Raw genomic sequence first — 21,854 nt, 5'->3', positions numbered from 1 at the left:
CTTGGTCGTAATAATCAGTGGCATCTGGGATGCATTATGGTTTGTGCTGTTTTTCCGCCATTGCGTTGGCGATATCCCAACACAAACGGGCAGCTAATCGTGCTGTTTGACTATCGAAGTCATAATTTGGGTTGTATTCGGCGATATCAGCCAGCATTAACTTATTTTTGTAATGAAGAATTCGATCTAAAAAGGGGGCAATTGTGTCGTAACTCACTCCCCGAGCTGCTGGTGCGCTGACTCCAGGTGCGGTTGCAGCAGGGAATACATCCAGATCAATAGTCAAATAGAGGTAGTCACAGTCGTCAATAAAATGCTGAAGCTGAGTTAAGTGATAACTGTGGTTTAAGTAGCAGAGCTGATTGTCCTCTACATACCAAACATTTAACGCATCTGCTTTTTCAAATAGCGCTTTAGTGTTGCTACTGCGGCTTACACCAATACAAGCGTAATGAAAGTCCCAATCGTTACGTTGACAAAAATGGTGAATTTGGTTGAAGGGTGTACCAGAGCTCGGTCTTATGTCGGCGAGGTTACTCTCGAATGCGCGCAAATCGAAATGCGCATCGAAATTGATAATGCCGATTTTAGGCTTCTTCTCTGGATGGTGCGCTTTAAAATATTCCGCTAAGCCGGAAAACGAGGCCCACGCAATCTCATGCCCACCACCCAGCACGATGACTGGCGTATGGGGCAGTGCGCTTGAAATGGTTGCTGCACATAGAGCTTGGCTCTCTTCCAGTAAGTCGTCTTCACACACCACAGTACCTAAGTCATATAGTGGGGCGTCTTGGTGCCATGCTAAATTAGCGAGTGCTCGTCGGATTAAGTCAGGCGCTTTTTTCGCGCCAATGCGTCCTTTGTTTCTCGCAACGCCAGCGTCGGTAGCAAAACCGAGTAATGAGACGCCATGCGCAACGGCACTCAACTCATCTGCTTTTTGGCGTTGAACAACGTGATGAATTCGCTGACCAAGCTTGCCGTCCTCGGCATCATGACGGCCTTGCCAATGAAATAGGGGAGAGTGTAGGTCGAATTGAGACATATTATTGGCCTCCGTGTGAAATGTATTCACCATTTACTATACGACCTACCAGACGTTTTGCTCCGACTTGATAGCTTAAATCCGCAGGGCTTTCGATATCCCAGATAGAGAAGTCCGCATCAAACCCTACTTTGATTTCGCCACGTGAGTTTTGATAACCCAGAGCTTTGGCTGCATGTTGCGTTACACCACGCAGTGCTTCTTGCGGTGTAAGGCGAAATAGTGTGCACGCCATATTCAGCATGAGTGTGAGATCAGAAAATGGTGATGTACCTGGGTTGACGTCCGTAGCAATTGCCATCGGCACGTTATGCTCTCTCAACAACTCAATCGGTGGTAACTGAGTTTCTCTTAGAAAATAAAAAGCGCCAGGCAATAGAGTGGCGACAGTGTTTGATCGAGCAAGTGCTTTAACACCTTGCTCATCTAAAAACTCGATGTGATCCGCTGACAGACCGTTGTATTGCGCAGTGAGGGCTGTACCACCGAGATTAGAAAGCTGCTCAGTATGCCCTTTAACCTTTAAGCCGTGACGTTTTGCAGCTACAAACACTTTTTCTGTTTGTTCAAGATTGAAACCAATCGATTCACAAAAAACATCGACACTCGTAGCTAATTCTTCCTTTGCGACAACAGGGATTATGTCCTGACAAATGTGCTCAATATAATCATCTGCACGACCTTGGAACTCTGGCGGAATGGCGTGAGCGGCGAGAAGTGTAGTGGTGATTTTAACTTTGCGCTCTTGTTCAAGCATTTTGGCTGCACGGAGCATTTTTACTTCATCATTCAGTGTCAATCCGTAGCCTGATTTCACTTCGACAGAAGTGACGCCGCTCGCGAGTAGCCCGTCTAAACGTGGCAACGCTAACTCAACTAATTGCGCTTCGGTTGCTGAACGCGTCGCATGCACCGTTGAAAGTATCCCACCGCCTTGTTTGGAAATTTCTTGATATGGCACGCCGTTTAAGCGCATTTCAAATTCGTTGGCACGATTGCCCGCGTAAATAAGATGAGTGTGGCAGTCGATCAAACCTGGCAGAACTAACTTGCCTTGAAGGTCGATACTCTGAGCGTAATGTTGGGCAGACAGCAGAGACTCGGTTTGCGGTGCGTCTTCACCAATGGCACAAGTACTGATCGCAACGATTTTTCCAGATTGAATACCAATGCGCGCTGGAGGCGTTGGAAGGTATCCGCATTCTCCCGATTGCATGGTAACTAGACGTGCGTTTTCAATCAGCAAATCCATGTTTGTGTCCCTGTGTTTATTTGTATCATTAAATGTATATACAAATAAATAGAGCAAAATAAGAACACTGACAAGATTGATGTTGCTAAAATGTGATCAAAACGTAGATCTAGAGGACAAACCTTGTCCTTAAATGAGCACTTTTGAGCTCAGCTTATATTTGTTACCAGGGTGATAAAGTAGGGCGGTACTGACTAACTTATCTTGGCTCCACGTTCTGCGATTCAAGAGAAGGCAAGGTTCATTGGCTTGCATTTTTAAGTCTTGCTTAATACGGCTTTCAGGCACAATTGCCTCTACAGTATGTTCTATCGCGCTGAGTGGGCAATTATCTGACAGGTATTGATTTGGAGTGATTTGTGTGAAGTCTTGATTTAAATAACTCGGGGCATATTGGCTATTCACCCAGCGGAGCTCCAATTGAATCGGCGTTTGGTCTTCATAGTGAATAATTTCACTGTAAAACACTGTCGTGCCTAGCATAACGCCGAGTTTTGTCGCAATGTTGTCATCTGCTTTTATGGCAATCTGTTTGAGCACTTTACTGCCATACTTTCGCCCTCTATCGCTGACTTCTTCGGCAATGTTTCGAATGTCTAGCAGGGGAGATTCTGACTTTTCACCAGGATCACACACGAACGTGCCTAAGCGTGGGCGACGTTGTAATCGGCCCTCATTTACTAAATCCCGAATTGCTTTGTTCACTGTCATTCTACTGACACCAAATTGCTCGGTAAGCTCAATCTCGGTGGCGATGCGATGACCAACTACCCACTCTCCAGCATCAATTTTATCCAGGATAAATTGTTTAATTTGAATGTAGAGTGGTGCAGACATAATGATCTCCCTTTATTTGACTATACAAATACTGCTTAATTTAGGTACAAATTGCAAACATTTCTCGACGAATGTACCGCTTAGTGACCGAGCAACCCTATTGCAGAGCTGAATGACTCTTGCTGCTGAGCATTATTTGGATTGATGATTGAATTCAAACATTTTCTTGTGGTCTATTGCTTGCACAGCAGAAAACAATTGTGTAAACAAACGATTATTAGAAGAAAAATCGCTAAAAAAGGAAAAGTATGTTTAAAAAATTGAAAGCATCACTGGGGATCGGCTCTGCAAAAGTAGATACCATTTTGGACGAAATGAGCGTGTTTCAAGGAGCGACGCTGAAAGGGCATGTTCATATCAAAGGCGGAGACGTCGAACAACAAATTGATGCTATTACGATTAAATTGAACACGGAAATGAAAGTCGAAGTGGATGATAGCGTAAGTTACCAAACCTTCACTATTGATCAATTGAAAGCAGTTGACCCTTTTGTGATTCAACCTAATGAAGAAAAGCAGGTTCCGTTTGAGCTAAAACTGCATGACGAAACACCAATTACTGCGGTTAGCGCACTTAAGAATCAATGTCATGTTTGGGTCGAGACGACGTTAGATATTGATTTTGCGATTGACCCGCGTGACCGTGACTATATTGAAGTGAAACCACTACCAGTAGCATCTCGGGTTATTCAAGCGATCGAGCAAGCTGGCTTCACTATGGTTAAAGCCGATGTTGAAAAAGGCTTTTTGCGCGGTGGCTCGTTTGCCTCTCGCTCTGGTATTTATCAAGAGCTAGAGTTCCGTAACAGCGGCTTTATCTCATCAAAAGAAATTGAGCTCTCTTTTATTCTGGAAGGGCAGGTCATGCATTGTTTGGCAGAGATTGACCGTTCGCTCAGCTTGGCTGGTGACCAATATCGCTCGTTTACGTTGCCGATCAATGCAACCGATGCTCAAGTCGCTGCCGCAGTTACACCAACGCTAAATCTATAGCTCTCATCAACTTGATGAAAATATGTACCGATATCCTATTGTGAAAGCGATATCGGTACTGTTATCCATGTTTCTTGCGTTCTCTACGGCTAAAAACTCAAGCGCTGAATTTTCCATTAGATATCGATAGCCCAATACCAGTTCATTAGAGGCATCAGCAAACTCTGTGGGCCCTTCTGTTGAGCCTTGATACCAATGATATTCCAACATCAGGTGATGGTTATCTTCTAAGGCATAACGGTACCCACCCGCAATGGCAATCGTATTATGTCGATAGGGCAGATCGAGCAAGGCACGGTCATCCGATCGAAAAGTCATGCCAATCATCGAATAAAATGCATGAGCATCACTTAAGTAGCTGTAGTTTAATTGGAAGCCTTGCTCGAAACTGCTACCTTGAAAAGTGCCGTGAGCCACATCGTTAAAATACAAACTGCCGCCAATCGATAGGCCGTGATGTTCATTTTGGAACACTTGATACTGTAAGTAAGTAGATAGGTTATTGGCCAGTGTTTGTCCTTCGAAATCATCTTCAAGCACATCATATTGCGGCATTGAAATGTAAAAACGATCTCTGTCTACTTTATCCCGCCCATTTTGTCCGATACCGAAAAGTTTATGGAAGCTTTTCGTCAGTCCATCTAAATGGTTGTCAGCGGCAAAGACCCATCGATAGTTGAGCTCCCACTGCCAACGGTTGCTGACTTGCCATTTGCTGCCTAATTCGATTTGATTGTGGTAATAATCCAGTGCGTATTCATCAGTATGAGCCCAAACACTTGCCACGGTTCCCGAACCATAGGCTTCGACAAAACCAGAGGGCAGACTGTGTCCTGAACGTAGTATGTTGGTGTGACTAACCACTTGCATTGGGGATTGTGCGTAAGAACGCAGCGGGCCATATAAGTCATTTGATGCGAAGGCTTGCAAAGAACATATCGAGGTGCTTAGAAGCACCATAAAGCGCGATTTGAAATAGACCATGATGAATACCTACATACAAACTACTCTATAAAACAACTATATACCTAAATCGCACGTTGAGCTCTCGCCCAGCGTGTTAGGCTTTGTATCGGTTCACACGTAATAGGGGATATTGTAATTTGTTGTGTAAGTTCATTGAGGGGCAATTCCATTCATCAGCTATGCGGTCTCTTAAAAAAGCATGATCAGATTGTCGTGACGGGTCTGCGGTTAAGTTCTTATGACAAAACAAAATCGCGCTTTGCATTCTAAATGTGAGCTAGGTACAATCCCATTTTCGATAACGGTCCGGTATTCGTGTTACCGAGAGGCCTTTATTGACTCTCAACTATTTTCAACAAATAGCTTCTAATTTGAATAACATGTGTTGCTTGGTGTGCAACACCACTGTAAAGGACATAGCATGCCTATTATTACTCTTCCTGACGGCAGTCAGCGTCAATTTGACAACCCAGTTTCTACTATGGAAGTTGCGCAATCGATCGGTCCTGGTCTTGCAAAAGCAACTATCGCTGGTCGTGTAAACGGTAACCGCGTTGATGCGTGTGATCTAATTGAAGAAGACGCAAGCCTTGAAATCATCACAGTTAAAGATGAAGTAGACGGTCTAGAAATCGTTCGTCACTCTTGTGCTCACCTTCTTGGTCACGCTCTTAAGCAGCTTTACCCTCAAGCTAAAATGGCGATCGGTCCAACCATCGACAATGGCTTCTACTACGATATCGACTTAGACGAATCTCTAACGCAAGAAGATCTTGAAAAGATTGAAAAGCGTATGAAAGAGCTAGCGAAAACCAAGTACGAAGTGGTTAAGAAAAAAGTAAGCTGGCAGGAAGCGCGTGATACGTTTGAATCACGTGGCGAACCATACAAAGTGGAAATCCTAGACGAAAACGTATCTCGTGATGATCGTCCAGGCCTTTACCACCATGAAGAATACATCGACATGTGTCGTGGTCCTCACGTTCCTAACATGAGCTTCTGTCAACACTTCACTTTGCTGAATGTTGCAGGTGCTTACTGGCGTGGTAACAGCGACAACAAAATGCTTCAACGTATCTACGGTACGGCTTTCCACGACAAGAAAGCACTGAAAGCGCACCTAACTCGCCTAGAAGAAGCGGCGAAGCGTGATCACCGTAAGATTGGTAAGCAACTAGACCTATTCCACATGCAGCAAGAAGCACCGGGTATGGTGTTCTGGCATCACAATGGTTGGTCTATCTTCCGTGATCTAGAAGTATTCATCCGCGCTAAGCTAGATGAGTACGGTTACCAAGAAGTGAAAGGTCCACTTATGATGGACCGTGTTCTTTGGGAACGCTCTGGGCACTGGGACAAATACGCTGATGCAATGTTCACAACTTCTTCTGAGAACCGTGAATACGCGATTAAGCCAATGAACTGTCCAGGTCACGTACAGATCTTCAACCAAGGTCTAAAATCGTACCGCGACCTACCGCTACGTATGGCTGAGTTTGGCTCATGTCACCGTAACGAACCATCTGGTGCACTACACGGTATTATGCGTGTACGTGGCTTTACTCAGGATGACGCTCACATTTTCTGTACTGAGAGCCAAATTCAAGAAGAAGTAACAAACTGTATCAAGATGGTGTACGATACGTACCAAACATTTGGTTTCGACAACATCGTAGTGAAACTGTCTACTCGTCCAGAGAAACGTGTAGGTTCAGATGAAATCTGGGATCAATCTGAAGAAGCATTGAAGCAGTCTCTTGAATCGATGGATATTCCATACGAAATTCAAGAAGGCGAGGGTGCGTTCTACGGTCCTAAGATTGAATTCACACTATACGATTGTCTAGACCGTGCGTGGCAGTGTGGTACTGTCCAGCTAGACTTCAACCTACCAGGTCGCTTAGGTGCAACTTATGTAGGTGAAAACAATGAACGTCTTGTACCGGTAATGATTCACCGTGCGATTCTAGGTTCACTAGAGCGCTTCATCGGTATCCTTATCGAAGAATATGCTGGTTTCTTCCCAACTTGGTTGGCGCCAGAACAAGCAGTTCTTATGAACATTACTGATAAACAGTCAGGTTATGTTCAAGAAATAGTACAAAAACTACAAAAAAGTGGAATTAGAGCTAAAGCGGACTTGAGAAATGAGAAGATTGGCTTTAAAATCCGCGAACATACTTTGAAGCGTGTACCGTATATGCTTGTTGTTGGTGACCAAGAAATGGAAGCTGGCGAAATTGCAGTGCGTACTCGTAAAGGTAAAGATCTTGGTAAATTTAAAGTGGATGATTTTATTGCATACATCCAAGACGAGATCTCTAGCCGTAAGCTCAATCTGGAGGAATAAGCTATTAAAGGCGGAAGACGTGGCCAACAGCCGGTAAAACAAAACCCGCACCGTATCAACGGTGAAATTCGTGGTATTCGTGAAGTTCGACTAACAGGCGCTGACGGTGAATCAGTTGGTGTTGTATCGATTCAAGAAGCCATTGCAGCTGCTGAAGAAGCTGGTATGGATCTCGTTGAGATCAGTCCTAACGCCGAGCCACCTGTTTGTCGTGTGATGGACTATGGTAAGTTCCTCTTCGAGAAGAGCAAAACTGCTAAAGAGCAGAAGAAGAAGCAAAAGCAGGTCCAGATCAAGGAAGTAAAATTCCGTCCTGGAACTGATATTGGAGACTATCAGGTAAAACTACGCAACCTGACGCGTTTCCTTGAAGAAGGCAACAAAGTGAAAGTAACAATTCGCTTCCGTGGCCGAGAGATGGCACACCAAGACATCGGTGTTGACGTTCTAAATCGTCTTAAGGAAGATACTGCAGAAATTGCTGTAGTTGAATCTTTCCCTAAGAAGATTGAAGGTCGCCAGATGATCATGGTGCTAGCCCCTAAAAAGAAGTAATTAACGGCTCATCAAGTAATTAAAACCTAGCCGCTTTCCTTTCGATAAAGGCATAACGGCTGGGTTTTGTTCGCCCTAATTACGTTGTTTATTAAACCTACTCAATGCGGAGTTATTCATCATGCCTAAGATGAAAACCAACAAAGGTGCTGCTAAGCGTTTTAAGAAAACTGCTGGTGGTATTAAGTACAAGCACGCTACAAAACGTCACATCCTGACTAAGCGTACTACTAAGAACAAGCGTCAACTACGTCCGAATGCAATCCTTCCAAAATGTGAAGTGGCTGCAGTAATCCGTATGTTGCCATACGCTTAATTCTTTTTAGTTATCAATCGTTTAGTTTAGGAGAAGCATAATGCCTCGCGTAAAACGTGGTGTACAAGCTCGTGCACGTCATAAGAAAGTTCTAAAACAAGCTAAAGGTTACTACGGTGCGCGTTCACGTGTTTACCGCGTAGCTTTCCAAGCAGTTACTAAAGCTGGTCAATACGCTTACCGTGACCGTCGCGCTAAGAAACGTCAATTCCGTCAACTATGGATTGCACGTATCAATGCGGCATCTCGTCAAAATGGTCTATCTTACAGCCGTTTCATCAACGGTCTTAAGAAAGCATCTATCGAGATCGACCGTAAGATCCTTGCGGACATCGCAGTATTCGACAAAGCTGCATTTGCAGTTCTAGTTGAAAAAGCGAAAGCTGCTCTTTAATTAACAGTTTAGGATTAAGAGAAGGAGAGCATTAGCTCTCCTTTTTTATTGCTAAAATTTATACCCAAATGACTTTTAGCTTGGCTATTTAGAGTATTGTTTATCAGTCTTCTCAATTTATTGGTTAGCATCTTATGTTAGTTATAAGGTAGCTTGGGTATAAATTTTTACGTTTATAAGGGATTAAAAATGATCTACACAACGACCGAAAGCATTCCTGGCAAGCAGATCTCTGAAATCAGAGGGGTTGTAACTGGTAATGTTGTTCAATCAAAGCATATTGGCCGTGACCTCATGGCGGGTATCAAGAGCATTGTTGGCGGCGAAATTCGTGGTTACACGGAAATGATGACCGACGCGCGTGATATTGCTATACAGCGCATGGTGGCGGACGCTGAATCTAAAGGTGCCGATGCAATTGTAGGGATTCGATTTACCACAAGCTCAATCGTAGATGGTTCTTCGGAAATTTTGGCATTTGGTACTGCAGTGAAACTAGCGGACTAGTCTACTTGAATAGCATTGCAAAAATGCTAATAGAGAGCGGTGAATTATTATGCATTTACCGTTCTGTTCCTTTTAGGTTAATTATTCTAGATTTTTGCAGAGCTAATGGATTTATATTCTCAACTTTACGTTACTATTAAAATTAATCACGATAATTTAGAGTGATTGCTTTACTTTTATTTTGCATATTATTTTATACCTATAATGAAATTGAATTCATATTGAATTTTTCATTTGTTGTGTGAATTCTCCTTTCAGTATATTAATTCATGTTTTTCTTATAAAAATATGAACTTATACCTTGCCAAGCGGTTCTAAATTGTTACAAATACTATACAGCTGTAACATTGCCAAAAGGAATTGTAGATGAGAGATCTGACTCCCGAATACTTGCTAGCCGCATTACGCCAAGCGATTAAAACAAAAGGGCTAACATATCGAGAGCTATCTGAGAAAATGGGTATGCCACTATCTACCTTTAAGAGACATCTTACAAGCACGAATCTCGCTTTAGATAAGTTGCTGGAATATTGTAGAGCGGTTGATTGCACGTTAGATGAACTACAAAAGCTCGCAAATCAATTGCAAGGTGAAGACGAGGATTACTTTAGTCGTACGCAGGATGAGGTATTCTTTCAATTCCCTCACCTTTACGACTTTTATCGTGAATTGAGAATGCTTCGAGGTAAAGACGGTTATTCTATTTTAAAGAAAAAGTATGACTTGTCTGAGCAGAGCATGTCTGATTACTTAAAAGCATTAGAGTTGTTGGATCTCGTTTACGTTGATGAAGATAAAAATATAACGCTGCACGGGCCTTTATATTATAGCTATGCAGAGAACTCCAAGCTCAACGACAAATATACCGAAATCATAAAAGAGCAGACGACTACCCACGATAAGTGTGTTCGCGTTGCTTTGGCGCGTATGAAAATTACTGAAGAACAGCTTTTGTTACTGGAAGATCAAGTTGCAAAGACCGTCATTGATTTTCATTCCAAAAATGTTGTAGCAGAGAACTTTAATGTCTCTGATTTTACTAATATTGTTCTACTTGCTGGGCCACATCAGCCAGTCACATTCTCTGACGGCATTATTGAGACAGAGGGGCGATTTATTGATGATATTCGTTATGCCATCGCAGCTGCAGGTGATAAGCCAAGCCTATCTATATAGATTTTGAGCCTTTTTTGAAGAGAGTTTCTGAAAGGGCGTTGCAAAAGAAAAAGCCTAAGACAGCAAATACTTTGTAAGTAGGGCATTCAGCGGTGTTTGCTCTTAATTCAGACTTAAAGTGTGTTGGGCTTATTTCGAATAATACCTGTTCAGCATCTACTTTCGTTATTTTTAACATGCTGATTTCCTTCGTTGTTCCTCCCAAAGCCTCTCTCGCTTCTTCTACAAAGAAACCATTCTCGTTGAACCAAGCATCCTGTAGCTACTTGGGTATGCATAATTGGTAGCTATTTATCTTCTAATTATAAATTCATACTTGAAATGTTTGTTTTTTGATCTATTATGACGAAGTGTCATTTATGACGGTTCGTCAACTTTAGTTGCGTTCCTGTATTAAAGAATCGTGTTACAATTATTGGGAGTGTGTTGGTATACGGATCAAAGGATTATGTTTAACTTTCGCTGTAAAAAATATAGCAAGCAAGACGGATGTCGTGTGTCTTCAGGGCTAACAAAAAAGCAACAGGCGATTGCTGATCGTGAGATAGAGCTTATTCAATTGGCTAAGTCTTTAGTTCAAGAGCAAGGCTTTGCCAACTTAACGATGGACAAGCTTACAGCGTCAAGCCCTTATTCTAAAGGGACGATCTACAATCATTTTTGCAGCAAAGAAGATGTGATTCTTGCGCTTTGTATTCATTCGCTGAAAAGCGAAGCAATATTTTTCGAACGTACCGCCAAATTTAATGGCAATACCAGAGAAAAAATCATTGCGATGCATGTAGGTTATCGTATTTACGCTCGTATGGAGCCAGTACTATCAACTTGTGCGATTGTTGCAAAGACGCCTTGGGTTTTAGAGAAGGCTTCGCCTAAACGTGTGAATGAACTGAATAACTTGGAAGAACAAGTAATAGATGGTGCTGATGCGCTGGTGAACAATGCGGTAGAATGTGGTGATCTTAAGTTTTCTCCCGCAATTGGTTCTGATGCTATTGTATTCGCCAACTGGTCTATTGCATTCGGTTCAAACGCTTTGGCGCAAAATGCATCGAACAGTCGATGTATTCAGCGAATTCAAGACCCATTCTCAGTACTGCACAACGCGAATATGTTACTTGATGGTTTAGGTTGGTCGCCTTTATCTACAGAATGGGACTACCGTAAAACCTGGCGTCGAGTGGAGCAGGAGTTATTTAGTGAAGAGCTTGCTTATTTAGAGTCAGTGAATCGCTAATAAACTGGAAAGGCCAATCTGACGTTATGGTTGGCTTTTTTATCGCACTATTGTGACGAATCGTCATTAAATCTCGAGGGTTGGCGTTCAGCCAATGATCACGAGAAGCATAGGAAGTTACTAAAAACTGACTTATGTAGCCAAATTCATTCGATCTAAAGTTTGCATGTCGAGTTTGTCTGGTTATTTACAGCATTTGCTGTTTTTTTAGTTTTTAAATTTGACGAAACGTCACAAAAGGAGAGTGTGATGCCACATCACAACGTTCAACAATACGCCCGTTCAGGGTGGGGTAAGCTACCAACGAATTACAGTGTATTGGTGATGCTTGCTACCGTTTTATTGATTGTCATAGCAACTATTGGAGGAAAAAATCTTTACTTTAGAGGAGATTACGACATCTTCTTTGATGGAACAAATGAGCAGTTACTTGCGTTTGATGAAATTCAAACCACCTTTGCAAAATCTGACAGTCTTGCTTTGGTTATAGCGCCAAAGAGCGGCACTGTTTTTACTCCTAGCACATTATCTCTTATTCAGCAGATCACTGACGAGGCGTGGCAAGTTCCATACTCCACCCGCGTTGATTCCCTCGCCAACTACCAGCATACCGAAGCGTTTGAAGATGATCTTCTTGTCGAAGACTTACTGTATAGCGAATATGAATTGACACCTCAACGAATAGAGAAAGTCAAAAGTATTGCGTTGAGTGAGCCGGTTTTGAAAAGTTCACTGATTTCTGAAAAAGGAGATGTCACGGTCGTAAACATTACGGTCCAACTCCCTGAAATAGATAAAACTGCTGAAGTACAAGAGGTGGTTGCTTACATAAACGGAATGATTGAGCGTTATCAGCAAGTGTACCCAGACACCGAATTCCACAAGGCTGGTATTATTGCAATGAACTACGCGTTTATGACCGCAGCCCAAGATGATAGCGCAACATTAGTGCCTACTATGTTACTAGTGATATTGGTGTTTCTGACCATCATGTTGCGCTCATTGCTTAGCGTCATCGCGACGCTCATCGTTATTATCGGCTCGGTTATGGTTACAATGGGCTTGTCAGGATGGGCTGGTATGTTCTTAAGCACGGCGACTGTTAATGTGCCTACCTTGGTGATGACGCTTGCCGTCGCAGACTGTGTACACATCATCGCGACAATGCGTCAGTCTATGCAAAACGGCTTTAGTAAAGCCCACTCTATTGAGCGAAGTATTGCGCTCAATTTCATGCCTATCTTGATTACCTCCATTACCACCGCGATCGGCTTTTTAATGATGAATATGTCGGATTCTCCAATCCTGAGAGATTTCGGCAACCTATCAGCCCTTGGCGTCATGGTTGCTTGTTTCCTTTCCATCACGTTACTTCCCGCCTTGCTTAATATCCTTCCGGTTACGGTTAAGTCGGATACTTCTGATGAAAGAAAGCACTTTATGGATCATTTAGGAGATTTCGTGGTGTCAAAGCGACATGCGTTATTGCCGTTGTCGGTGCTTGTTATTGTCGCGAGTGCGAGCTTGATTCCGCTGAACAAAGTCAATGATGAATCCGTCGAGTACTTTGGCCATAGCAATGAATTTCGCCGAGCGGCTGATTTTATGGAAGAGCGAATCAGTGGCATGGCGAACATCAGTATCGCGATAAAAACCAACGAATCGCAGGGCATTGCCGATCCTAATTTTCTCAATTACGTGGGTAAATTTACTGACTGGCTAAGGTTGCAGCCAGAAACGGACCATGTTGCGACCTTGAGCGATGTTTATAAGCGCCTAAACAAGAACATGCATGGAGATGATCAGGCTTATTACTCGCTCCCTCAAGACAGAGAATTAGCGGCTCAATATCTGCTGCTTTATGAAATGTCACTACCGTATGGTTTAGATTTGAACAACCAAATCAATGTAGATAAGTCGTCGATCAAGATGGTTCTCACCGTGGAGAACTTGGGCAGCGTCGAGCTTGTTGATTTGGAAAATCGCATTTACCAATGGTTTAACGAAAACGCGCCTCAATATGATGTTGTTGCGTCTAGTCCTTCATTGATGTTTGCGCATATTGGTGAAACGAATATGGCCAGCATGCTGTCAACCTTGCCCATTACTCTTGTCTTAATCTCTGCATTACTGATCTTTGCCTTGCGTTCGTTCAAGCTTGGCTTAATTAGTCTTGTCCCGAATATTGCTCCTGCGCTTATTGGTTTTGGTATTTGGGCGCTGGTTTCTGGCGAGATTAACTTGGGATTGTCTGTCGTTGTGACATTAACGCTTGGTGTTGTTGTCGATGACGCCGTTCACTTTCTTTCTAAATATCAACACGCTCGTAAAGATGGCCACAGTGCGGAGCAAGCGGTTCGCTACGCCTTTCGTACCGTGGGGCGCGCACTTTGGATTACGACGGTCGTGCTTGTTGCTGGTTTCTCTGTTCTGGCGATGTCGAGCTTCCGTTTAAATGCCGATATGGGACAGCTGAGTGCCATTGTCATCTTTATTGCCCTTGTTGTGGATTTCATCTTCCTACCGACTCTACTGATGTTGTTTGACAAAGGCGTTTACGACGAGGTGGAGCGCCGAAATAAGCTTAAATCAACTGGCTCTCAAACCAAGACTGTTACTCAGTCATAACGAATTAAAGGATCGAACATGAATTTAGTAAAAAATGCCTTAAAAGTATCAGTACTTTCTGTCTCGCTTATTATGAGTCATGCGGTGTTGGCGGATGAAGCCAAAGGACTAGAAATTGCCCAAGAGCGCAAAGCCCGTGATGAAGGGTGGGGGGATTCTGTTGCTACGATGCAAATGATTCTGCGAAACGCGCAAGGAGAAAGCAGCACACGTTTAATGCGCTTACAATCACTCGAAGTTGATGGCGATGGTGACAAAGGGCTCACGATATTTGATGAACCGAGAGATGTAAAAGGCACGGCGTTTCTCAACCATTCTCATACGGTGGGTGCCGATGACCAATGGCTTTACCTTCCTGCACTGAAACGTGTGAAACGTATTTCGTCGCGTAACAAATCAGGTCCTTTTATGGGCAGTGAATTCGCGTATGAGGATCTCAGTTCCTTTGAGATTGAAAAATACCGTTTCAACTACCTAAAAGATGACAGCATAAACGGGCAAGATGTTTTCGTCGTAGAGCAAATTCCGACCGATAAGAACTCAGGTTATACCAAGCAAACGGTGTGGTTAGATAAAGCGCATTATCGTCCACTTAAAGTTGAGTTTTACGACCGCAAAGGCTCTTTGTTAAAAACGCTTTCTTTTTCCGATTACAAGCAATATCTCAACCAATATTGGCGAGCGCACACTATGGCGATGACAAACCATCAAACAGGAAAAAGTACTGAGCTAACGACTAGCGAAATGCGTTTTAACACTGGATTACAAGACAATGACTTTCATAAGAATGTGTTGAAGCGAGTGAGGTAGTGGAGGAAAAATGAAGCGATTAAATGCTGGGTTGTTGCTTAGTGCAGCAGCCTTTTTTTACTCGATGCCTCTGACTGCCGTCGAGCTCGCAGGACAAGTCAATATTGAGCATCGTCAGTTTTTTGAAACGGGCTCTCAGGGTCAGAGCAAAGCGCAAACGTCATTGGTTTTGCAGCCAGAATTTTACTGGGAGATGCAAAATGGTGATGCAAACTTTACTTTCACACCTTTCTATCGTCTGGATGGTCTAGACGATGAGCGAAGTCATGGCGACATACGAGAGGCACTTTATCTGACTTATTGGGATGAATATGAGCTTCGAGTTGGGATTAGTAAGGTCTTTTGGGGAGTGACTGAATCAGCCCATTTAGTTGATGTAGTAAACCAAACAGATGCCATTGAAGCTGTCGATGGTGAAGATAAACTCGGTCAGCCGATGTTACATTTTACCTCTTTCAAAGACTGGGGCACCGTCCACGCAATGTTGTTACCTTACTTTAGGGAGCGAACGTTTGCGGGTACAGATGGCCGCTTGCGAACCGAACCCGTTGTCTCTGATGATGCTATCTATGAATCAAGCAGAGAAGAGAAGCACGTAGATGTGGCTTTTCGATATTCGAAAATGCTTGGCGATTGGGACGTAGGCCTAAGCTATTTATATGGAACAAACCGGGATCCTTACTTTCGTTTTGAGTACGGAGAATTAAAGCCTTACTACGCTCTGATGAGTCATGTCGGTCTGGATGTGCAAGGAATCGTTGGCGATTGGTTATGGAAACTGGAAAGTATTTATCGAGATAGTGCTGATAATCATGTCGGTCTTGTGACGGGTTTTGAGTATACCTTCGTCGGTGCATTTGACACGGTTTGGGATGTGGGGGTTATTGGTGAGTACCTCTATGACAGTCGTGGGAACAACGCACAAACTATCGGTCAAAATGATGTGTTTGCAGGTATTCGTTGGGCGCTCAATGATGAGGACGGAACGGAAGTATTGACGGGAATCACGAAGGATTTAGATAACGATGATGTTTACAATGCTAAGTTAGAAGCATCGAGCCGAATATCGAATCACGTTAAGTGGCAAATTGATGCTTGGTTGTTTAAAAATGAAACACCAAATGATTTGCTCTACTTCGCTAGAGATGACGATTTTATCGAGCTATCTATTCAATACTATTTCTAAAACAAAAGGGCGCAACTAAACGGCAGATTAACTAAAGATGACATTTTTGACGTTTTTGTGCTCTTTTTATTCAATAACCTCTTCTTTTCGTAATTCAATTTGGCATTGGTGCCCGGTTTGGCTACTATGTACAGCTATCAAAAAACCAATCACTCCCTTATGGACACTACCTACAGGTAGATGAGGAAACGATGCAACATCTAGAAGAGATCATTGCTAGCGCGAGCACTGCAATTGAAGCTGCCGAATCGCTAGTCGCACTTGATGAAGTGCGTGTTCAGTATCTGGGTAAAAAAGGTGAGCTAACTGCTCAACTTCAAAGCCTAGGCAAACTACCACCAGAAGAACGCCGTGAAGCTGGTCAAGAGATCAACAAAGCGAAAGGCGTCGTTCAGCAAGCTATCGCAGCTCGTAAAGATGCACTACAACGTGCTGAGCTTGAAGCGAAACTAGCAGCAGAAACAATCGACGTAACACTACCAGGTCGTCGTATTGAAAACGGTGGTTTACACCCAGTAACTCGTACTGTAGAGCGTATTGAGAAGTTCTTTGGCGAACTTGGTTTTAACACCGAGGCTGGCCCAGAGATCGAAGATGCATTCCACAACTTCGATGCGCTAAACATCGCAGCTGATCACCCAGCGCGTACTGACCACGATACTTTCTTCTTCAACCCAGACTTGATGCTTCGTACTCATACGTCAGGCGTACAGATCCGTACGATGGAAAATGGTAAACCACCATTCCGTTTTATTGCACCAGGCCGTGTATACCGTAACGACTACGACCAAACGCACACGCCAATGTTCCACCAAGTGGAAGGCATGCTGGTTGATGAGAACGTAAACTTTGCTCAGCTGAAAGGCATCCTGCACGATTTCCTATGTAACTTCTTCGAAGAAGAAGTAGAAGTACGTTTCCGTCCATCTTACTTCCCATTCACTGAGCCTTCAGCTGAAGTAGACGTGAAAGGCAAAAACGGTAAATGGTTAGAAGTGCTAGGCTGCGGTATGGTTCACCCGAACGTGCTACGTAGCGTAGGTATCGATCCTGAAAAATACTCTGGTTTCGCATTCGGTATGGGTGTTGAGCGTCTAACAATGCTTCGTTACGGCGTGAACGACCTACGTGCGTTCTTCGAGAACGATCTTCGTTTCCTAAAACAGTTCAAGTAATCCAGAGGGCTCATCAACATGAAATTCAGCGAATCATGGCTTCGTGAGTGGGTAAACCCTGCGGTTACTACTGACGAGCTAACTCACCAAATTACAATGGCCGGTCTAGAGGTAGACGACGTTCTTCCTGTTGCAGGTTCTTTTACTGGCGTTAAAGTCGGTCACGTTGTTGAATGTGGTCAACACCCAGATGCAGACAAACTGCGCGTAACTAAAGTTGACGTGGGTGAAGAAGAGCTTCTAGACATTGTTTGTGGCGCACCTAACTGTCGCCAAGGTCTGAAAGTAGCAGTAGCAACAGTTGGTGCTGTTCTTCCAGGTGATTTCAAAATCAAAAAAGCGAAACTACGTGGCCAGCCATCTCACGGCATGCTTTGTTCATTCACTGAACTAGGTATCGACGTTGAGTCAGACGGTATCATGGAACTAGCAGAAGACGCAGTAGTCGGTACCGATTTCCGTGAATTCCTAGGTCTAGACGACGTAACAGTAGACGTAGACCTAACGGCAAACCGCGCTGACTGTTTCAGCATTCGTGGTCTAGCTCGTGAAGTTGGCGTACTAAACCGTGCTGACGTGACAGAGCCATTAGTAGAAGCAGTTGCCCCTTCAATCGACGATAAAGTGTCTATCGAAGTGAAAGCTCCTGCTGCGTGTCCTCGTTACCTAGGTCGTGTTATTAAGAACGTAAACGTTCAAGCTGAAACACCACTATGGATGCAAGAGAAACTGCGTCGTTGTGGTATTCGCTCTATCGACCCTGTAGTAGACATCACTAACTACGTTCTTCTAGAGCAAGGCCAACCAATGCACGCATTCGATCTAGCGAAGATCGAAGGTGGCATCGTAGTTCGTATGGCTGAGCAAGGTGAGAAGCTAACGCTTCTTGACGGCAACGAAGCAGAACTAAACGCAGATACACTAGTAGTTGCTGACCATAACAAAGCACTTGCAATCGCAGGTATCTTTGGTGGTGAAGAGTCTGGTGTAACAACTGAGACTAAAGACGTTCTACTAGAGTGTGCATTCTTTGCACCTGACCACATCCGTGGTCGCGCACGCAGCTACGGTCTGCACACTGACTCTTCAATGCGTTTTGAGCGTGGTGTGGATTACGCACTACAAGTGAGCGCAATGGAGCGTGCAACACAGCTTCTTGTTGAAATTTGTGGCGGTGAAGTAGCACCTGTTGTTGCAGTAGAGTCTGAAGCAGACTTACCTAAGCCAAACAAAGTTGCTCTACGTCGTACTAAGCTAGACAACCTGCTAGGTCACCACATTGCAGATAGCGACGTAGTAGAAATCCTAGAGCGTCTAGGTTTGACTGTTGAAGCTTCAGAAGAAGGTTGGATGGCAGTAGCGCCAACATGGCGTTTCGATATCGCTATCGAGCAAGACCTGATTGAAGAAGTTGGCCGTATCTACGGTTATGACAACATTCCTAACCAACACCCAGCAGCAGCACTTAAGATGCACAACCACGTTGAAGCGGATCTTCCACTGAAACGCGTTCGTGATCTTCTTGTTGACCGTGGTTACCACGAAGCAATTACATACAGCTTCGTTGAGCCTGAGCAACAAAAGCTAGTTGTACCTGGTGTTGAGCCTCTAGTGCTTCCAAACCCAATTTCTGCAGACATGTCAGCAATGCGTCTTGGTCTTATCCAAGGTCTGCTGAACACGGTTGTTCACAACCAGAAGCGTCAACAGCCACGCGTTCGTCTATTCGAATACGGCCTACGTTTCATCCCATGTGAAACTGCAGAAAACGGCATGCGCCAAGAGCCTATGCTTGCAGGTGTTATTGCTGGTACTCGCGGTGAAGAACATTGGGATATCGAAACTAACACGGTTGATTTCTTCGACCTTAAGGGCGATCTAGAAGCGATTCTAGAGCTATCTGCGAACGAAAAAGCGTACTCTTTCGCTGCACTGTCACCTGAAAGCAAAAAAGCTAACCCAGCACTTCACCCAGGTCAATCTGCGGCAATCATCGTAGATGGCAAAGAAGTGGGCGTGATCGGTACCGTTCACCCTGAGCTTGAGCGTAAGTTCGGTCTAAATGGTCGTACTATCGTATTCGAAATCGAATGGTCTGCAATTAACAGCAAAGTGATCCCAGAAGCGGTAGCACTTTCTAAATTCCCTTCAAACCGTCGTGATATCGCGGTAGTAGTGGATGAAGCTGTTGCATCTGGTGACATTGTTAACGCTTGTCTAGAGCAAGGTGGCGAGTTCCTTAAAGATGCGAAACTGTTCGACGTTTACGTAGGTAAAGGCGTTGAAGATGGTAAGAAGAGCCTAGCAATCGCTCTGACTCTACAGTCACTTGAGCGTACGCTTGAAGATGCAGATATCGCTGGTGCGGTTGACGCTATCGTTGCTCACGTTTCTGAGAAGTTTGGTGCGTCTCTGCGTGACTAATCTCGCGTAACGTATCTTCTTAAGAAATGAAAACCCTGCCAGTTTGGCAGGGTTTTTTATTTTTAGGATTACCTTATCGTTGTTCAAGTTCCTTACTGCTCGCACCATCCCTCATTACTTTAAAATACTAGACCAAACTAGGGATGGCCCTTACCCGAGATTAGGAACGTATTGTTTTTCAGCTAATACACACTAACGATAGCTTGTTGGCGGTTAGGCAGCGAGTGAGAGGGTATAGCTAAGCAGAAGAGGTAGCGTAAGAATGCTGAAAAAGTTGCCAAATAGTACCATTGACGCCACTTTCATGGGTTCTATATTCAGCCTTTCCGCAAATAGGTAATTCATGACGGCTGGCGGCAGCATTGTGAAGAGCACCATCATTTGCAATTGCATCGTTGGAAGGGGAATTAACCAATAAATAAGTGCAAAAGCGACAGCACCAGTTGCCAGTGACTGCACGGTACACAACACACCAATCTTTAAACCGTCCAACCGTAAATGACACATTTGTGCCCCCAGAGATAAAAGCATCACGGGTACGGCCGCTTGCCCAAGTAGAGCAGTGGCTTCGTATAAAGGCGCCCATGCACCCACATTTGACACGTTGAGAAACAGAGCCAACGACGCTGCTAAAAAGATTGGCATCTTGACTATTTGCTTAAAAGGGTTGCCATGACTAAGCAGCATTACGCCTAAGCTGATATGCAAGCATGCTGACACGACAAATAAAAGCACTGCTGACGACAGCGCAATTTCTCCAAACGTATAGGTAAACAAAGGAATAGCTAGATTTCCGCTATTGCGAAACATATGTGGTGGCGCCCAGGTTTTAAACGAGAGTGACGTCCATCGACATACCGGGATCATGAGTAGTGCGGGAATTAAAACCGCAACAATTGCCGCCAAAAGAAGCGGCCCCTGATTTGAATCGAGCGGCATGCTAACGAGTGACGAAAATACCAGTGCTGGCGTAAACACCTCAATATTAATGCGGTTTATTGGGCGAAAGTCAGGCTTGATGTAACGACCGACCAAATAGCCAACTCCGACAAGAGCAAAAACAGGGAAAAGAATATTTATGATTTGATTAATCATGGTCGCCTAGAAGCAGTGTAAGAAGCTAATGAGGAAATACACGAACTTCCACATTATCAATCTTTATATATGGCGTCATCGTTAAACAGCGAGAAGCGTGGGTTTAATCAAGCTTTCAAAGCACAGTTGCAAAGTACAGGTGGTCATACCTTTTAATCTAATTGTTACGTATCGAGTTACATACAAATCACTGAATTTACGACAAGTTCTATGTCAAGTGTCTGTTAAATAACCAATATCTGATATTTTTATTAAATAGTGTTTAATGTTGATATTTAAACTACTTTTAGTTTTATAATCTGGATGTTTTTCCTGATAAAGATGAAACAAAAACAAAAATATCAAATTTCTGGCGTTTAACAATAATTTACGTAGTGCTATTCCTTTTGTTCGCCAAGAAAAAAGTTGGCGAAAATCATAAGCTTGTCATACACTTCCTGATGTAACCCCGATATGTTGTTGAATTGGTAGGGTAAAACTGCTCTGGCGCTACACTAACGTAGCATTGTTTAACATAGCTTTGAGGAAAGTTTTATGGCGCTCACAAAAGCCGAACTGGCAGAAAACCTGTTTGATAAATTAGGATTTAGTAAGCGGGACGCCAAGGAAACGGTGGAAGTGTTCTTTGAAGAGATTCGTAAGGCACTGGAAAGTGGCGAACAGGTAAAACTGTCAGGTTTTGGTAACTTTGATCTTCGTGACAAGAATGAACGACCTGGTCGTAACCCGAAAACTGGTGAAGATATTCCAATTACTGCTCGACGTGTAGTGACTTTTCGCCCGGGTCAGAAGTTAAAAGCTCGTGTAGAAAACCTGAAGAAAGTACAGTAAGCCGAATAAATGGATCACGCTAAGGCGTGGTCTTTTTTTGCGTAAAATTCGTGTGCATACAAATGAAAACCACCGCAA

The 21,854-nt window shown here is 43.7% G+C and carries 20 protein-coding genes; 14 read left to right on the top strand and 6 right to left on the bottom strand.

The features are described 5' to 3' along the window. Window positions 1-34 precede the first annotated feature (34 nt). From hutG to hutC, 3 genes are all read right to left on the bottom strand, one after another. A complete protein-coding gene (gene hutG / locus R7Z47_RS09025; RefSeq protein WP_262606582.1) occupies window positions 35-1,045 on the bottom strand; it encodes a formimidoylglutamase in 1,011 nt (336 codons plus the stop codon). A gap of 1 nt (window position 1,046) precedes the next feature. Then, window positions 1,047-2,297, bottom strand: a complete 1,251-nt coding sequence (hutI, locus tag R7Z47_RS09020) for an imidazolonepropionase (protein WP_005377945.1) — start codon at window positions 2,295-2,297, stop codon at window positions 1,047-1,049. Window positions 2,298-2,426: 129 nt separating this feature from the next. Continuing rightward, window positions 2,427-3,134: a histidine utilization repressor gene (gene hutC / locus R7Z47_RS09015; RefSeq protein WP_005385493.1), complete on the bottom strand. Its 708-nt coding sequence runs from the start codon at window positions 3,132-3,134 to the stop codon at window positions 2,427-2,429. A 248-nt stretch (window positions 3,135-3,382) separates the two neighbouring features. Between hutC and R7Z47_RS09010 the strand changes: the two genes are divergently transcribed. Next, window positions 3,383-4,126: a sporulation protein gene (locus R7Z47_RS09010; RefSeq protein WP_005377943.1), complete on the top strand. Its 744-nt coding sequence runs from the start codon at window positions 3,383-3,385 to the stop codon at window positions 4,124-4,126. A gap of 6 nt (window positions 4,127-4,132) precedes the next feature. Here the strand turns inward: R7Z47_RS09010 and R7Z47_RS09005 are convergent, their stop codons facing one another. Next, window positions 4,133-5,110, bottom strand: coding sequence for a DUF3187 family protein (locus R7Z47_RS09005; protein ID WP_005377942.1), 978 nt, complete (start codon window positions 5,108-5,110; stop codon window positions 4,133-4,135). A 403-nt stretch (window positions 5,111-5,513) separates the two neighbouring features. Between R7Z47_RS09005 and thrS the strand changes: the two genes are divergently transcribed. From thrS to R7Z47_RS08975, 6 genes are all read left to right on the top strand, one after another. Continuing rightward, window positions 5,514-7,442 carry a threonine--tRNA ligase gene (gene thrS / locus R7Z47_RS09000; RefSeq protein ID WP_005395892.1) on the top strand — a complete coding sequence of 643 codons (1,929 nt, stop codon included), beginning with the start codon at window positions 5,514-5,516 and terminating at the stop codon, window positions 7,440-7,442. Window positions 7,443-7,445: 3 nt separating this feature from the next. Continuing rightward, window positions 7,446-7,997 (top strand): translation initiation factor IF-3, encoded by a 552-nt coding sequence (gene infC, locus R7Z47_RS08995; RefSeq protein ID WP_080276913.1) that lies wholly within the window; start codon window positions 7,446-7,448, stop codon window positions 7,995-7,997. A 121-nt stretch (window positions 7,998-8,118) separates the two neighbouring features. Continuing rightward, the gene (gene rpmI / locus R7Z47_RS08990; protein WP_005377932.1) at window positions 8,119-8,313 is read left to right on the top strand and encodes a 50S ribosomal protein L35; all 195 of its coding nucleotides are present in this window, start codon (window positions 8,119-8,121) and stop codon (window positions 8,311-8,313) included. 40 nt (window positions 8,314-8,353) lie between these two features. Further along, window positions 8,354-8,707: a 50S ribosomal protein L20 gene (rplT, locus tag R7Z47_RS08985; protein ID WP_004727974.1), complete on the top strand. Its 354-nt coding sequence runs from the start codon at window positions 8,354-8,356 to the stop codon at window positions 8,705-8,707. A gap of 189 nt (window positions 8,708-8,896) precedes the next feature. After that, entirely contained in the window at window positions 8,897-9,214 is a 318-nt protein-coding gene (locus tag R7Z47_RS08980) for a heavy metal-binding domain-containing protein (RefSeq protein WP_005377919.1), read from the top strand. A 366-nt stretch (window positions 9,215-9,580) separates the two neighbouring features. Beyond that, window positions 9,581-10,390, top strand: a complete 810-nt coding sequence (locus R7Z47_RS08975) for a helix-turn-helix domain-containing protein (protein ID WP_005385480.1) — start codon at window positions 9,581-9,583, stop codon at window positions 10,388-10,390. Here the strand turns inward: R7Z47_RS08975 and R7Z47_RS08970 are convergent. Then, a complete protein-coding gene (locus R7Z47_RS08970; RefSeq protein ID WP_031780965.1) occupies window positions 10,383-10,568 on the bottom strand; it encodes a hypothetical protein in 186 nt (61 codons plus the stop codon). The genes R7Z47_RS08975 and R7Z47_RS08970 overlap by 8 nt on opposite strands. A gap of 270 nt (window positions 10,569-10,838) precedes the next feature. Here R7Z47_RS08970 and R7Z47_RS08965 point away from each other — a divergent pair, with 270 nt between their 5' ends. From R7Z47_RS08965 to pheT, 6 genes are all read left to right on the top strand, one after another. Next, entirely contained in the window at window positions 10,839-11,627 is a 789-nt protein-coding gene (locus R7Z47_RS08965) for a TetR/AcrR family transcriptional regulator (protein WP_005377913.1), read from the top strand. A gap of 249 nt (window positions 11,628-11,876) precedes the next feature. Next, the gene (locus R7Z47_RS08960; protein ID WP_318129999.1) at window positions 11,877-14,255 is read left to right on the top strand and encodes an efflux RND transporter permease subunit; all 2,379 of its coding nucleotides are present in this window, start codon (window positions 11,877-11,879) and stop codon (window positions 14,253-14,255) included. A gap of 18 nt (window positions 14,256-14,273) precedes the next feature. Next, a complete protein-coding gene (locus tag R7Z47_RS08955) occupies window positions 14,274-15,065 on the top strand; it encodes an outer membrane lipoprotein-sorting protein (RefSeq protein WP_025766823.1) in 792 nt (263 codons plus the stop codon). Between the two features lie 10 nt (window positions 15,066-15,075). Next, window positions 15,076-16,251 carry a hypothetical protein gene (locus R7Z47_RS08950; RefSeq protein ID WP_411913053.1) on the top strand — a complete coding sequence of 392 codons (1,176 nt, stop codon included), beginning with the start codon at window positions 15,076-15,078 and terminating at the stop codon, window positions 16,249-16,251. 191 nt (window positions 16,252-16,442) lie between these two features. Next, window positions 16,443-17,426 (top strand): phenylalanine--tRNA ligase subunit alpha, encoded by a 984-nt coding sequence (pheS, locus tag R7Z47_RS08945; protein WP_005385470.1) that lies wholly within the window; start codon window positions 16,443-16,445, stop codon window positions 17,424-17,426. 18 nt (window positions 17,427-17,444) lie between these two features. Next, entirely contained in the window at window positions 17,445-19,850 is a 2,406-nt protein-coding gene (gene pheT / locus R7Z47_RS08940) for a phenylalanine--tRNA ligase subunit beta (RefSeq protein WP_262606580.1), read from the top strand. A 213-nt stretch (window positions 19,851-20,063) separates the two neighbouring features. Here pheT and R7Z47_RS08935 read toward each other — a convergent pair whose 3' ends face one another. Then, window positions 20,064-20,945 (bottom strand): AEC family transporter, encoded by an 882-nt coding sequence (locus tag R7Z47_RS08935; RefSeq protein ID WP_005377901.1) that lies wholly within the window; start codon window positions 20,943-20,945, stop codon window positions 20,064-20,066. 534 nt (window positions 20,946-21,479) lie between these two features. Between R7Z47_RS08935 and ihfA the strand changes: the two genes are divergently transcribed. Next, entirely contained in the window at window positions 21,480-21,776 is a 297-nt protein-coding gene (gene ihfA / locus R7Z47_RS08930) for an integration host factor subunit alpha (RefSeq protein ID WP_005377899.1), read from the top strand. Window positions 21,777-21,854: the final 78 nt, after the last annotated feature.

The organism is Vibrio sp. 1641, from assembly GCF_033339995.1.
GTDB classification, from domain to species: Bacteria; Pseudomonadota; Gammaproteobacteria; order Enterobacterales; family Vibrionaceae; genus Vibrio; species Vibrio alginolyticus.
This window is presented reverse-complemented; position numbering and strand designations above follow the sequence as displayed.

Coding starts and splice junctions, on each gene's coding strand:
- R7Z47_RS08955 (WP_025766823.1), top strand. CDS start 14,274: ATGAATTTAGTAAAAAATGCCTTAAAAGTATCAGTACTTTCTGTCTCG.
- R7Z47_RS09010 (WP_005377943.1), top strand. CDS start 3,383: ATGTTTAAAAAATTGAAAGCATCACTGGGGATCGGCTCTGCAAAAGTA.
- R7Z47_RS09005 (WP_005377942.1), bottom strand. CDS start 5,110: ATGGTCTATTTCAAATCGCGCTTTATGGTGCTTCTAAGCACCTCGATA.
- hutI (WP_005377945.1), bottom strand. CDS start 2,297: ATGGATTTGCTGATTGAAAACGCACGTCTAGTTACCATGCAATCGGGA.
- pheT (WP_262606580.1), top strand. CDS start 17,445: ATGAAATTCAGCGAATCATGGCTTCGTGAGTGGGTAAACCCTGCGGTT.
- hutG (WP_262606582.1), bottom strand. CDS start 1,045: ATGTCTCAATTCGACCTACACTCTCCCCTATTTCATTGGCAAGGCCGT.
- hutC (WP_005385493.1), bottom strand. CDS start 3,134: ATGTCTGCACCACTCTACATTCAAATTAAACAATTTATCCTGGATAAA.
- R7Z47_RS08960 (WP_318129999.1), top strand. CDS start 11,877: ATGCCACATCACAACGTTCAACAATACGCCCGTTCAGGGTGGGGTAAG.
- R7Z47_RS08975 (WP_005385480.1), top strand. CDS start 9,581: ATGAGAGATCTGACTCCCGAATACTTGCTAGCCGCATTACGCCAAGCG.
- R7Z47_RS08980 (WP_005377919.1), top strand. CDS start 8,897: ATGATCTACACAACGACCGAAAGCATTCCTGGCAAGCAGATCTCTGAA.
- R7Z47_RS08935 (WP_005377901.1), bottom strand. CDS start 20,945: ATGATTAATCAAATCATAAATATTCTTTTCCCTGTTTTTGCTCTTGTC.
- R7Z47_RS08950 (WP_411913053.1), top strand. CDS start 15,076: ATGAAGCGATTAAATGCTGGGTTGTTGCTTAGTGCAGCAGCCTTTTTT.
- R7Z47_RS08970 (WP_031780965.1), bottom strand. CDS start 10,568: ATGTTAAAAATAACGAAAGTAGATGCTGAACAGGTATTATTCGAAATA.
- pheS (WP_005385470.1), top strand. CDS start 16,443: ATGCAACATCTAGAAGAGATCATTGCTAGCGCGAGCACTGCAATTGAA.
- rplT (WP_004727974.1), top strand. CDS start 8,354: ATGCCTCGCGTAAAACGTGGTGTACAAGCTCGTGCACGTCATAAGAAA.
- thrS (WP_005395892.1), top strand. CDS start 5,514: ATGCCTATTATTACTCTTCCTGACGGCAGTCAGCGTCAATTTGACAAC.
- rpmI (WP_005377932.1), top strand. CDS start 8,119: ATGCCTAAGATGAAAACCAACAAAGGTGCTGCTAAGCGTTTTAAGAAA.
- ihfA (WP_005377899.1), top strand. CDS start 21,480: ATGGCGCTCACAAAAGCCGAACTGGCAGAAAACCTGTTTGATAAATTA.
- R7Z47_RS08965 (WP_005377913.1), top strand. CDS start 10,839: ATGTTTAACTTTCGCTGTAAAAAATATAGCAAGCAAGACGGATGTCGT.